Consider the following 12,674-nt stretch of genomic DNA (forward strand, 5'->3'; position numbering starts at 1 on the left):
CCTCATTTTTGATTAATGTTTAAAGTGACGAATTCCTGTAAACACCATCGTAATCCCATATTCATCAGCTTTCTTGATTGAATCCTCATCTTTAACAGATCCACCAGGCTGAATGATTGCCGTGACGCCCGCTTTCGCTGCCGCTTCTACGGTATCATCCATTGGGAAGAAAGCATCTGATGCCAATGCACTTCCTGTCGCTCTTTCCCCAGCTTGTTCCAGGGCAATTTTTGCAGCTCCCACACGGTTCATTTGACCTGCACCAACACCTAATGTCATTTGATCGTTACAAACCACTATTGCATTCGACTTGACATGTTTCACGATTTTCCAGCCAAGTTCCATGGCTTTCCACTCTTCAGGGGTAGGCTCACGTTTCGTTGCCACCTTTATCTCTGCATCCTTTAAGCTATGTGCATCCCGATCTTGAATAAGTAATCCGCCTTCAATGGATGTCAATTTACGCTCAGGCTTTTTAACCGCATCGAAATCGATCGTTAATAAACGAAGGTTTTTCTTGCTTGTCAATACTTCCACTGCCTCTTGTGTAAACCCAGGGGCAATGATGATTTCAAGGAAAATTTCATGAAGTTTTTCAGCAGTCGCCCTGTCAACTTCACGGTTCAATGCGATGATCCCACCGAAAATGGAAGTGGCATCTGCCTCATAAGCTTTTTCAAATGCTTCCAAAATGGTCGCACCGACACCGACGCCGCAAGGATTCATATGTTTGACTGCAACTGCAGCCGGCTCATTGAATTCTTTAACGATTTGAAGTGCTGCATCAGCATCATTAATGTTGTTGTATGAAAGTTCTTTTCCATGTAGTTGATTCGCTTCTGCAATTGAGAAAACGGAACCAAGCGGTTTTTTATAGAATGCGGCTTTTTGATGTGGATTTTCCCCATAACGAAGCGACTGTTTCAATTCAAAGGTAACAGTCAATGATTCAGGATTTTCTTCATCGGCAAGCTCTGTCATATACTCTGAAATAACGGCATCATATGCTGCTGTATGGCGGAAAACTTTTGCAGCCAGGCGGCGATTCGTGGTTTTTGATACTCCGCCATTTTGTTTCAGCTCAGCCAATACGTTAGGATAATCATTGGAATCAACGATAACAGTCACATATTCGTGGTTTTTAGCAGAAGAACGGAGCATTGTCGGTCCACCGATATCGATGTTTTCAATAGCATCTTCCACAGTGACTTCCGGTTTGGAAATAGTCGCTTGGAATGGATATAGGTTCACACAGACAAGTTGAATGGGTTCAATATTATGCTCTGCAAGCTGTGCTGCGTGATTTTTGTCATCATGTTTTGCCAACACTGCTCCATGGACATTCGGGTGGAGTGTTTTAACACGTCCATCCAAAATTTCCGGGAAACCGGTGACGTCACTGATTCCAATTACCTCAATACCATTATCCTGCAGCGTTTTTTTGGTACCGCCTGTAGAAATGACTTCAAAACCTGCTTCAATTAAACCTTGAGCAAATTCTACGATACCTGTTTTATCCGATACACTAATTAATGCACGTTTCTTCATGTTATGTTGGTCCCTCCATTAAGTAAGTTTCTTGTGGCATAGCTCCCGCAAAACTGACGGATACAAGTCATGCTCCATTTCCTGAATCCTTTTTTGAAGGATATCTTTCGTATCCCCCTCAAGAATTGGCACTGCCTTTTGGGCAATGACCGGTCCTGTGTCCATTCCATCATCGACATAATGAACAGTTACCCCCGTTTCCTTCACTCCGGCATCAAAAGCCTGGCCAATTGCATCCTTGCCTGGAAAATTAGGCAGAAGTGAAGGGTGGATGTTCACAATCCTCTGTGAATACTTTTGTAATAAAGTCGGACCGATCAAACGCATATAACCAGCCAGAATGATGAATTCTATCTCATACTGGCGAAGTCTTTCGAGGATTTCCGATTCATACTCAATCTTATTCGAGTAATTCTTCGCTGAAAAGGAGAAAGAATCAATATTCTCAAGCATAGCTCTCTCAAGCACATATGCGTCTTCACGATCGCAAACGACAAGACAGATTTCCGCCTCTAACTTTCCACTTTTTATTGCTTCAGCAATTGATTGAAAATTACTACCGTTACCTGATGCAAAGACAGCAAGGCGTTTCATTATTTGAACGACACTCCATTTCCATCCACTACCGTTCCAATAACCGAGGCTTCTTCACCGCAAGAACGTAGGTGAGCTAGCACACCGGATGCCACTTCTTTTTTCACGACTGCCGTCATTCCGATTCCCATATTGAAGATATTGAACATTTCCCCTTGTACAAGGTTCCCTTTTTCTTCAAGGAATGAGAATATAGTTGGAATTTCCCAGCTTCCGAGCTCGATTTCAACACCGCATCCTTCAGGAAGAATACGCGGAATATTCTCGATGAATCCCCCACCAGTGATATGGGCAAGACCATTGACCTCAAATTGTTCCAACGTCGATAAAATGGACTTCACATATATTTTTGTCGGTTTTAATAATTCCTCTCCCAACTTGCAATCCAGTTCCGGTACGAAGTCATGAAGCCCCATGCCTGAGTCTTCAAGAAGGATTTTACGAACAAGGGAATATCCATTACTGTGGATGCCGCTTGAAGCGAGTCCAATAACGACGTCACCCGCCGAGATTTCTTCACCAGTAATTAGACGTGATTTTTCAACGGCACCAACAGTGAAACCTGCAACATCGTATTCTTCCGTCTCGTACATGCCAGGCATTTCAGCCGTTTCTCCGCCGATTAAAGCACAGCCCGCCTGCTCACAGCCATCTGCAATTCCTTTGACGATCATTTCAATTCGTTCGGGATCTGCTTTACCGCAGGCAATATAATCTAAAAAGTATAAAGGTGCAGCACCTTGTACGACAACATCATTGACGCACATAGCTACACAATCCACTCCAATTGTATCGTGTTTATCCATCATGAACGCCAGCAAAAGTTTTGTACCCACTCCATCCGTACCTGAAATGAGCACAGGTTCTTTAAGGTTCAAGGAAGATAAATCAAACATGCCGCCGAAACCGCCCAGACCATTCATTACTTCTGGACGAAATGTGCGCTTTACATGTTTTTTCATTCGATTTACCGCTTCATAACCAGCCTCAATATCCACACCAGCCTGTTTATATGCATTAGCCATTTGAAATCCTCCTCCGAAAATCAATCATCATTGCCGACTTGATTAACATTTTGTTTTTTCTCGTTCGTATTCAAAAATTTCAGTCGGATAATTTCCGGTGAAACAAGCTAGGCATGAACCGCGCGTTTCTCCAGGAAACGGTCTTCCAATTGCTTCGACCATACCTTCGACACTTAAAAAAGTTAAGGAATCGGCACCGATGATTTCCCTTATTTCCTCCACCGATTTAGAACTCGCAATCAGTTCTTCCTTTTTAGACGTGTCTATGCCATAAAAACATGGATTCTTGATCGGTGGTGAGCTGATTACTACATGCACTTCTTTCGCCCCGGCATCTTTTAACATGCGGACAATCCTTCTGCTCGTTGTCCCACGGACAATTGAATCATCAACCATTATGACCCGCTTACCTTCCACTACCCCTCTTACAGGTGATAGTTTCATCTTCACGCCTTGTTCACGCAGACTTTGTGATGGCTGAATGAACGTCCGTCCAACATACCGATTTTTTATTAAACCCATTTCATAGGGAATGCCTGCAGCTTCAGCATAGCCAATCGCTGCCGAAATGCTGGAATCAGGTACACCTGTAACTACATCTGCTTCAATTTTGGTTTCCAGTGCCATTTGCTTGCCAAGATTTTTTCGTGCCGTATGGACATTGATCCCATCAATATTGCTATCCGGACGGGAAAAATACACGTACTCCATCGTACACATTGCCTGTTGACTGGAAAGCGAAAAGTACTCGGATGTGATTCCCTCATCATTAATGACAACAAGTTCACCCGGCTCAATATCGCGGATGAATTCTGCACCTACAATATCGAGTGCACATGTTTCTGATGCAGCGAAATATGCATCGCCTATTTTCCCCAAGGAAAGTGGACGGAAGCCATGCGGATCTCTTGCCATGATCATTTGGTTTTCGGTCATGATGACAAAGGCATAGGCCCCTTTCAGCATGCTTAAGCTGTTCTTCACGGAATCTCTAACATCCGAGTAGCCGGAGCGTTTAATCAGATGTGCCAGAACTTCCGTATCGGATGTCGTTTGAAAAATGCTTCCCTGTCCTTCAAGCTGTGCTTTTAACTGATGGGCATTGACGATATTCCCATTATGGGCAAGTGCCAGCCCTCCTGTATGCGAATTGAACAGGAAAGGCTGAACATTTTGATACCCGCCGCCGCCTGCCGTAGTATAACGGACATGGCCGATTGCCGCTTTTCCGGTACCGGAAAGTGCCTGCATTTTTTCAGCAGTGAATATCTCTGTGACAAGTCCTTCGCCCTTAGAGATGGACATCTGCTCACCATCCGTCACGACGATGCCTGCTCCCTCTTGACCACGATGTTGCAAGCTATGCAAACCGTAGTAAGCAAGCTGTGCAGCATCGGGATGTCCCCAGACTCCTACAACACCACACTCTTCGTTTAAGCTTCTTATTTCAGCAAGCATGGTATGGCTCCCTTCCAAGCTGTTTGTAAATCTTCAACGTCCGCTTCCAATACTTTGCTATCACTGCTTGTCTCCACGACTAATTTATTATCAGCCGTTACCGAACCTATGCATATCGCATCTTCAACAAGTGCTTCAAATGCCGCTTGGTTTTCAGGTTTGATGGACAGTAAGAATCGTGATTGCGTTTCACTGAATAATTCGGATACCGGTTCGCCGGATATATTCACTTTTGCCCCAAGTTTGCTAGCCCCGAATAAAGATTCAGCTAAAGCCACTGCCAAACCGCCTTCCGAAAGGTCATGGGCTGATGCAACAAGTCCTTTTTGGATTGCAGTTAGAATTTGCTGCTGACGTTTTTGTTCAATGGCCAAATCAAGTTCTGGAGCGCACCCAAAGATTTTACCCTCAAGCATTTTCTGTAATTCACTGCCTCCAAATTCAACCTTCGCTTCGCCGACCACGTAAATCAAATCGGATTCATTTTTAAATGTTTGTGTAGTGATGTGCTGAAGGTCACTGACAAGACCAACCATCCCAACTACAGGTGTCGGATAAATCGCTTCACCATTCGTTTCATTGTAAAGGGAGACATTTCCGCCAATTACAGGAGTACTTAAGCTTCTGCAAGCTTCACTCATACCGTCTGCCGCTTTTTCCAATTGCCAAAATATCTCAGGTTTTTCTGGATTCCCAAAATTCAAGCAATCCGTAATCGCCAAAGGCTCTGCACCCGAGCAAATGATGTTACGTGCAGCTTCAGCCACTGCGATTTTGCCACCTGTTTCAGGATCTAAATAAATAAAGCGGGAGTTGCAATCCGTCGTCATGGCAAGGGCCTTATTCGTACCCCGTACACGTACTACGGCCGCATCCGATCCAGGTGAGACGACTGTATTCGTGCGGACCATGTAATCATATTGGTCGTAGACCCATTCCTTACTCGAAATTGTCGGTTGCTTCAATAGTGAAACCAATGTTTCTTTGTAATCTCCAATTGCTGGAACTTCAGCCTTCATGCTTTGGAAGTCACGGAAATATTGCGGTTCTGCAGATGGCTTGTGATAGATTGGAGCTTCTTCAGCCAATGCATCAACCGGAACCTCCGCAACGATTTCACCTTGATGGGAAAGTGTTAGATTTTTGTCATCCGTTACTTCTCCAACAGCAACCGCTTCTAGGTCATACTTTGTAAACAAGTCAACTATTTCCTGTTCGCGTCCTTTAGTTACAACGATCAGCATCCGCTCTTGTGATTCAGAAAGCATCATTTCATATGCTGTCATTCCCGTTTCACGCTGCGGTACCAAATCAAGATTCATTTTTATTCCTGATCCAGCTTTACTCGCCATCTCGGCAGATGAGCTTGTAAGACCCGCTGCTCCCATATCCTGAATACCGACAAGGGCATCATTTTGAATTAATTCAAGGCAGGCTTCTAGAAGCAGTTTCTCCATGAAAGGATCGCCTACTTGTACGGCAGGCCGTTTTTCTTCTGAAGACTCTGAAAGCTCTTCAGATGCAAATGTTGCTCCATGGATTCCATCACGTCCAGTTTTGGCACCCACATACATCACTGTGTTGCCCACTCCATGCGCTTGGCCCTTTTTAATGTCCTTATGATCGATCAAACCTACACACATGGCATTGACTAGAGGATTCCCTTCATACGATGGATCAAATTGAATTTCTCCTCCGACAGTCGGAATTCCGATACAATTCCCGTATCCTGCAATCCCGGCAACCACTTCTTTAAATAAATATTTCACGCGATCATTATCTAACTCACCAAAGCGAAGCGAGTTCAGCATCGCAATTGGACGGGCACCCATGGAGAAGACATCACGGATAATTCCGCCGACACCAGTAGCAGCACCTTGATAAGGTTCTATTGCCGAAGGGTGGTTATGACTTTCAATTTTAAAAACGACAGCCTGATCGTCACCGATATCAACGATACCTGCTCCTTCACCAGGACCTTGCAGCACTTTCTCCCCTGTAATCGGGAACTTCCTTAAGATGGGTTTCGAATTTTTGTAGGAACAATGCTCTGACCACATTACTGAAAACAATCCAGTTTCCGTATAATTCGGCAGTCTGCCTAAGATTTTCTCCACCATTGCAAATTCATCATCGGATAGTCCCATAGTTGCGTACAAACGATCCGATTTAATTTTTTCCGGACTTGGTTCAAGCTGTAATAACATGTGATTCCCTCCAGTTTTTCACGATGGATTGAAAAATCTTTAAGCCGTCTTTACTGCCAAGCAGCGAATCAACAGCACGTTCGGGATGAGGCATCATTCCGAGGACATTTCCTTGTTCATTTGTAATTCCCGCTATCTGTTCCAAGCTTCCGTTTGGATTTTCACCATCATACGTGAACAGGATGCGGTTATTTCGTTTTAATTCAGCCAATGTCTCATTATCGCAGTAGTAATTCCCTTCACCATGGGCAACCGGGATCGTAATCGTTTCATTTACTTCATATCCTGTCGTGAACATCGATTGATTATTTTCAACCTTCAGTCCTACATTGCGGCAAATGAATTTCAAGCCTTCATTACGGCGCATCGCTCCAGGTAAAAGCCCTGCTTCAAGTAAAATCTGAAATCCATTGCAGACACCCAAGACAGGCTTTCCTGCTTGTGCCGCTTTTACGACTTCGGCCATTACATTCGAAAATCGTGCAATTGCTCCAGAGCGTAAATAGTCTCCATAAGAGAAACCTCCTGGAAGGAGAATCCCATCATACTGATCTAGATTGTCTGTAGAGTGCCAAACATACTCCACTTCTTCCCCCAGTGCATCCTTTATCGCATGGTACATATCGACATCACAATTGGAACCAGGGAAAACTATGACAGCAAATTTCATTGGGTGATAACCTCCTCAACATCATAACGGTAAGCTTCAATTACCGTATTGGCCAAAAGTTTTTCACACATTTCCTTCACAAGTTGATCTAAATCACGATCCGTATCTTTAATTGTAAGTTCAATGTATTTCCCCACACGAACATCGCTAACTTCGTTATACGTTAAACTATGAAGTGATTGTTGCACTGCTGCTCCCTGTGGATCTAGTACACTTTCGCGTAGTGTGATATATACCTTAACCTTATACATGTTGAGTGCCCTCCAACTTTGCTAGTATTTTTTCGTAAGCATCTGTTAAACTTCCTAAATCACGGCGGAATACATCTTTGTCTAACTTTTCGTTCGTGTTAATATCCCATAATCGGCAAGTATCAGGTGAAATTTCGTCTGCCAGCAAAATGTCTCCATTCTGGGTTTTACCGAACTCTAATTTAAAATCAATCAATTTAATGTCCAACTCTTTAAAGAAGGAAGTTAAGACAATACTGATTTCTTGTGCTTTTTCTTTTAAAATCGCTACATCTTCCTCGCTTGCAAGTTCCAATTCTTCAATATGGTCTTCCGTTAACAGAGGATCGCCGAGTTCATCGTCTTTATAGTAAAACTCAATCAGCGTTTTCTTTAGCGGCTGGCCTTCTTCAATGCCAGTCCTTTTAGAAAAACTGCCGGCAGCCGTATTTCTGACAACGACTTCAAGCGGAATGATGGATACCCTCTTTACTAGCTGCTCCCGGTCGGAAAGCATTTCAATAAAATGGGACGGGATATTTTCTTGGGCAAGCTTTGAAAATAGTAAGCTAGTAATTTGATTATTCAACTTACCTTTTCCGGCAATCTCTGACTTCTTCTCACCATTGAACGCTGTTGCCGAATCCTTGTATTCCACCCATACTATTTCACTGTTGTCCGTTGCAAAAATCTGTTTCGCTTTTCCTTCATACAACAATTCTCGTTTTTCCATCTGTCCAGACCCCCACATTGTGAATATTATGAATTTTCCTGCCATTGTTCAGGCTTGGCAAACATATCACCGTTTAGAGGTGCCATGTTTGCCGCCTTCACTTTTTATAAACCTAAACGATCAAAGATTACATCAACATTTTTCAGGTGATGTGTAGGATCGAAACAATCATCAAGTTCTTCTTTCGTAAGCAAGCTTGTGATTTTATCATCCTTTTCGATCAGGCTTCGGAATGGAACTTGAAGCTCCCATGCCTCCATCGCTTTCGGCTGAACCGTATCATAGGCTTCTTCGCGGACAAGTCCTTTATCGATAAGGGAAAGCAGTACACGTTGTGAGAAAATCAATCCAAGCGTACGGTCCATATTGCGTTTCATATTTTCTGGATATACAGTCAAGTTCTTCACTATGTTGCTGAATCGGTTCAGCATGTAGTTTAATGCGATCGTTGCATCCGGCAAGATGATGCGCTCAGCAGAAGAATGTGAAATGTCACGTTCATGCCATAATGGCACATTCTCATATGCTGTCATCATGTAACCGCGGATTACACGAGCCATGCCCGTCATATTTTCAGAACCGATTGGATTCCGTTTATGAGGCATTGCCGAAGAACCTTTTTGTCCTTTTGCAAAGAATTCTTCCACTTCGCGTGTTTCACTTTTTTGCAGGCCGCGAATTTCCACTGCGAACTTTTCAATTGATGTCGCTATTAAAGCCAATGTGCTCATATAATGTGCGTGGCGATCGCGCTGCAATGTTTGTGTTGAAATTGGCGCTGCTTCAAGACCAAGCTTTTCACAAACAAATTTTTCAACGAACGGGTCGATGTTTGCGTAAGTTCCGACAGCTCCAGAGATTTTCCCAACTTCTATGTTCTTTCTTGCTTCTTCAAAACGTTCGACATTGCGTTTCATTTCTTGATACCAAAGAGCCAGTTTCAACCCAAAAGTGGTCGGCTCAGCATGAACTCCATGTGTACGTCCCATTTGAACCGTGTATTTATGTTCTTTCGCTTTATTTTTCAGGATCTCCACGAAGTTATTTAAATCCTTGGCAAGGATCTCATTCGCTTGCTTAATCACATATGAAAGAGCTGTATCCACCACATCAGTGGAAGTCAGTCCGTAATGGACCCATTTCCGTTCTTCACCCAACGTTTCAGAAACCGCACGTGTAAAAGCAACAACATCATGGCGTGTATCTTTTTCGATTTCATTGATACGGTCCACATCGAATGTGGCCTTTTCACGAAGAAGCTTCACATCTTCTTTTGGAATGACACCTAGCTCAGACCATGCTTCACAAGCTAAGATTTCAACTTCCAACCACGCATTAAAGCGGTTCTTTTCTGTCCAAATGTTTCCCATCTCTGGGCGGGTATAACGTTCAATCATTTTACTTCCTCCGTTTCAACCTGTTGATTCCATATTTTGCTTCGATCACTTTCCAAAAGAGCTTCCTCGATCGTTGGACGTAAAATATTCACATGACCCATTTTCCGCTTAAGCTTGGCTTCTTTCTTACCGTATAGATGGACCTTCCAATCTGAAAGCGTCGGAATTTCATCCATTAAGGGTCCGATATGCTCACCAAGGATGTTTATCATTACCACAGGCTTCAATAACGCCGTATTTCCGAGCGGCCAATTGCAGACAGCCCTAATATGCTGTTCGAACTGTGAAGTCTCACATGCTTCCATTGTATAATGGCCTGAGTTATGAGGTCTTGGCGCTAATTCATTAATGATGATCTCATCCTGAGCGGTTAAAAACATCTCGACTGCCAATGTCCCCACCAAATCAAGTTTCTCTGCAAGCTGCAAAGCTTCATTAATAGCTTTCCGTTCAGCTTGTTGACTAATACGGGCGGGAACAATACTTTTATGAAGAATGTTTTCAATATGAATGTTTTCCGCAATCGGAAAATGACTTACCCCGCCATTTGCCTTGCGCGTCACGATAATGGAGATTTCTTTTACGAAAGGAATCCAGGCTTCCAGCACACATTTACCTGTTTTGAGCAGGGATTCAGCCTTTTTGATATCGGCTTCTTCCTTAATGACCAACTGCCCTTTTCCATCATAACCGCCCCGCGTCGTTTTTAACACACTAGGGTACCCTATTTTCTCTATATGAAGGTAAATTTCTGAAATATCCTGTATTTCCTGATATGGAGCAACGGAGGCACCTGCATCAGATATGGCTTTTTTTTCTGTCAATCTATCCTGTGTCAGCTTCAATAATTCTGAGCCCTGTGGAAGATATGCATGTTGCTTTAACCAATCCAAGGCTGCTGAACTGATATTTTCAAACTCGTAAGTTATGACATCACTGACCTCAGCTAATCTTTTCAATGCTTCGATATCATCATAAGCACCAGTGATTTCTATATCCGCCACTTGAGCACATGGACCTTCTGCAGTCGGCTCAAGGACCGCAATTTTAAAGCCAGATGCCTTAGCCGATAAGGCCATCATCCTGCCCAATTGCCCACCGCCGATTATTCCTATGGTCTGTCCCGGTAAAATGACTGTATTATTTAAGTTGTTCACTGCTCTGTAACACCTTTTCTCTGGTTTCGTTTCGTAAAGCCTCTAACCTATCAGCAATGTCAGAATCAAAAGCTGCTAATATTTGAGCCGCAAACAAACCGGCATTGACTGCGCCCGCTTTTCCGATCGCGACCGTTGCAACCGGTACGCCACCAGGCATTTGAACAATCGATAATAACGAATCCATCCCATTTAATGCCTTCGACTGTATTGGAACGCCTATCACAGGGACAATCGTTTTAGCTGCGGTCATACCTGGAAGATGTGCAGCCCCGCCTGCTCCGGCAATAATCACTTTAATATCTCTCTCTTTTGCACTCTCTGCATATTCAAATAGTAAATCCGGCGTCCGGTGGGCGGAAACGACTCTTTTTTCATAGGGAATCTCAAGCTGTTCCAATGATTCACAAGCGTATTTCATCGTTTCCCAATCCGAGACACTTCCCATAATAACCCCAACTTGCGGTTTCATATCATCTTTCCCTCCAACACTCATATTATGGCGTCCCGAGTATGTAGACGGACGCTTATCATTATCTAATAAAAAAACCGGACAGGTTGCTTCCTCATCGAGAAAGCAACCTGTCCGGAAAAGAAAGCCTTTTTGAAAAAGTGCAAAAAGACTTGGCTAGTTTCCGAAATAGTCAGATGCTTTTCTCATAGTCCGATGATTTACGGTCATCAGGTAGAAACTTTTGGGCCATATCCCCATGATTATATGAGATGTATTAATGTAACTTCATATTACCTTCCGGCCATTTTAATGTCAAGTTAAAATCGAATATTTTCACATCATATTAATTAAACGTTCGTGTTTTACTCAATTAATTTTGCTTCGAATACAATTTTCCGATCAACTGGCACATATTGGACTTTGCCATTCTCAATTCTTTCGGCAAAGATAGGCTCCTCGGTTCGCCTTACAGGAAAGTATCCTGCCGCTTTAATCCGATCTAAACATGCATCGATCGACTCGCCCTCGATGACTTCAAACCTTTCCTTACTCTTTTTACTCACAATACCGACCCCTTCCATAATTCTATTTTGTCTGTCTTCTTCCTTAGCAATCAACTTGCATTATTATCAATATTAAGTAAGTTCTTCATCAACAACAAATTCTTCCTAGTATAATGAAAGGAACAAGTAAAGACAAGAATGCATCTCAATAAAACCGATTTCATCATAATAGAAATTCACTATTGCCTCGGATTATGATATCCCTGTCTTCCGTTAAAGCCCTTCGCTTATAAATTATGCATCCCCTTTATTTATCCTACCCTTCTCTCCCTCTGAATTACTATAGCCTGATTCATGAAATTAACCATTGCTCCATGATCGGTACATATTCGTAACTTGCTCTCATGAATTATTTCAATTCAAGTGTTAACGATAGGTCGAAATTAATAGTCTGCGGGTTTAACGATATCTCGTTTCAGGCCCTCTAGATTACTCTACACGTCTGACTAGATGTTAAACCACCTCACTTCTCCCTGATAGCTGAAAGTATATCTATACAAAAAAAGACCAGCCGGATGGCTGATCTTTTAAATGGCTTGGCGGCGTCCTACTCTCACAGGGGGAAACCCCCAACTACCATCGGCGCTGAAGAGCTTAACTGCCGTGTTCGGAATGGGAACGGGTGTGACCTCTTCGCT

12 protein-coding genes, 1 rRNA gene and 1 riboswitch are annotated in these 12,674 nt (G+C 43.1%); all 13 genes read right to left on the reverse strand.

Annotated elements, in window-relative coordinates; all coding sequences use genetic code 11:
• Positions 1 to 12: 12 nt before the first annotated feature.
• Positions 13 to 1,548: a bifunctional phosphoribosylaminoimidazolecarboxamide formyltransferase/IMP cyclohydrolase gene (purH, locus tag ACFRAK_RS11095; protein ID WP_387601622.1), complete on the reverse strand. Its 1,536-nt coding sequence runs from the start codon at positions 1,546 to 1,548 to the stop codon at positions 13 to 15.
• Positions 1,549 to 1,566: 18 nt separating this feature from the next.
• Positions 1,567 to 2,142 carry a phosphoribosylglycinamide formyltransferase gene (purN, locus tag ACFRAK_RS11100; protein WP_387601619.1) on the reverse strand — a complete coding sequence of 192 codons (576 nt, stop codon included), beginning with the start codon at positions 2,140 to 2,142 and terminating at the stop codon, positions 1,567 to 1,569.
• Positions 2,142 to 3,167 carry a phosphoribosylformylglycinamidine cyclo-ligase gene (gene purM, locus ACFRAK_RS11105; RefSeq protein ID WP_394571741.1) on the reverse strand — a complete coding sequence of 342 codons (1,026 nt, stop codon included), beginning with the start codon at positions 3,165 to 3,167 and terminating at the stop codon, positions 2,142 to 2,144. The genes purN and purM overlap by 1 nt, the downstream gene beginning before the upstream one ends.
• Positions 3,168 to 3,209: 42 nt before the next feature.
• Entirely contained in the window at positions 3,210 to 4,625 is a 1,416-nt protein-coding gene (gene purF, locus ACFRAK_RS11110; RefSeq protein ID WP_192207627.1) for an amidophosphoribosyltransferase, read from the reverse strand.
• Positions 4,610 to 6,832 (reverse strand): phosphoribosylformylglycinamidine synthase subunit PurL, encoded by a 2,223-nt coding sequence (gene purL, locus ACFRAK_RS11115; RefSeq protein WP_387704875.1) that lies wholly within the window; start codon positions 6,830 to 6,832, stop codon positions 4,610 to 4,612. Before purL ends, purF begins: the two co-directional genes overlap by 16 nt.
• Entirely contained in the window at positions 6,816 to 7,502 is a 687-nt protein-coding gene (gene purQ / locus ACFRAK_RS11120; protein WP_289323477.1) for a phosphoribosylformylglycinamidine synthase subunit PurQ, read from the reverse strand. Before purQ ends, purL begins: the two co-directional genes overlap by 17 nt.
• On the reverse strand, positions 7,499 to 7,753 hold the full coding sequence (gene purS / locus ACFRAK_RS11125) for a phosphoribosylformylglycinamidine synthase subunit PurS (RefSeq protein WP_034306118.1): 255 nt from the start codon (positions 7,751 to 7,753) through the stop codon (positions 7,499 to 7,501). The genes purQ and purS overlap by 4 nt, the downstream gene beginning before the upstream one ends.
• The gene (gene purC, locus ACFRAK_RS11130) at positions 7,746 to 8,465 is read right to left on the reverse strand and encodes a phosphoribosylaminoimidazolesuccinocarboxamide synthase (RefSeq protein ID WP_394571742.1); all 720 of its coding nucleotides are present in this window, start codon (positions 8,463 to 8,465) and stop codon (positions 7,746 to 7,748) included. The genes purS and purC overlap by 8 nt, the downstream gene beginning before the upstream one ends.
• A gap of 104 nt (positions 8,466 to 8,569) precedes the next feature.
• Positions 8,570 to 9,862 (reverse strand): adenylosuccinate lyase, encoded by a 1,293-nt coding sequence (purB, locus tag ACFRAK_RS11135; protein ID WP_076372692.1) that lies wholly within the window; start codon positions 9,860 to 9,862, stop codon positions 8,570 to 8,572.
• A complete protein-coding gene (gene purK, locus ACFRAK_RS11140; RefSeq protein ID WP_387601606.1) occupies positions 9,859 to 11,019 on the reverse strand; it encodes a 5-(carboxyamino)imidazole ribonucleotide synthase in 1,161 nt (386 codons plus the stop codon). The genes purB and purK overlap by 4 nt, the downstream gene beginning before the upstream one ends.
• Positions 11,003 to 11,491 (reverse strand): 5-(carboxyamino)imidazole ribonucleotide mutase, encoded by a 489-nt coding sequence (gene purE, locus ACFRAK_RS11145; RefSeq protein ID WP_098370632.1) that lies wholly within the window; start codon positions 11,489 to 11,491, stop codon positions 11,003 to 11,005. The genes purK and purE overlap by 17 nt, the downstream gene beginning before the upstream one ends.
• Before the next feature lie 168 nt (positions 11,492 to 11,659).
• A riboswitch (purine riboswitch) is annotated at positions 11,660 to 11,761 on the reverse strand.
• A gap of 74 nt (positions 11,762 to 11,835) precedes the next feature.
• Positions 11,836 to 12,036 (reverse strand): NETI motif-containing protein, encoded by a 201-nt coding sequence (locus tag ACFRAK_RS11150; RefSeq protein WP_260288214.1) that lies wholly within the window; start codon positions 12,034 to 12,036, stop codon positions 11,836 to 11,838.
• A 534-nt stretch (positions 12,037 to 12,570) separates the two neighbouring features.
• A 5S ribosomal RNA gene (gene rrf, locus ACFRAK_RS11155) occupies positions 12,571 to 12,674 on the reverse strand; the annotation flags it as partial.

The sequence above is a fragment of the Peribacillus sp. NPDC056705 genome, assembly GCF_043656335.1.

Bases quoted from the DNA above. Each gene is read 5' to 3' on its own strand.
- purQ (WP_289323477.1), bottom strand. From the start codon at position 7,502: ATGAAATTTGCTGTCATAGTTTTCCCTGGTTCCAATTGTGATGTCGAT.
- purF (WP_192207627.1), bottom strand. From the start codon at position 4,625: ATGCTTGCTGAAATAAGAAGCTTAAACGAAGAGTGTGGTGTTGTAGGA.
- purB (WP_076372692.1), bottom strand. From the start codon at position 9,862: ATGATTGAACGTTATACCCGCCCAGAGATGGGAAACATTTGGACAGAA.
- purL (WP_387704875.1), bottom strand. From the start codon at position 6,832: ATGTTATTACAGCTTGAACCAAGTCCGGAAAAAATTAAATCGGATCGT.
- purC (WP_394571742.1), bottom strand. From the start codon at position 8,465: ATGGAAAAACGAGAATTGTTGTATGAAGGAAAAGCGAAACAGATTTTT.
- purN (WP_387601619.1), bottom strand. From the start codon at position 2,142: ATGAAACGCCTTGCTGTCTTTGCATCAGGTAACGGTAGTAATTTTCAA.
- purE (WP_098370632.1), bottom strand. From the start codon at position 11,491: ATGAAACCGCAAGTTGGGGTTATTATGGGAAGTGTCTCGGATTGGGAA.
- purS (WP_034306118.1), bottom strand. From the start codon at position 7,753: ATGTATAAGGTTAAGGTATATATCACACTACGCGAAAGTGTACTAGAT.
- purM (WP_394571741.1), bottom strand. From the start codon at position 3,167: ATGGCTAATGCATATAAACAGGCTGGTGTGGATATTGAGGCTGGTTAT.
- purH (WP_387601622.1), bottom strand. From the start codon at position 1,548: ATGAAGAAACGTGCATTAATTAGTGTATCGGATAAAACAGGTATCGTA.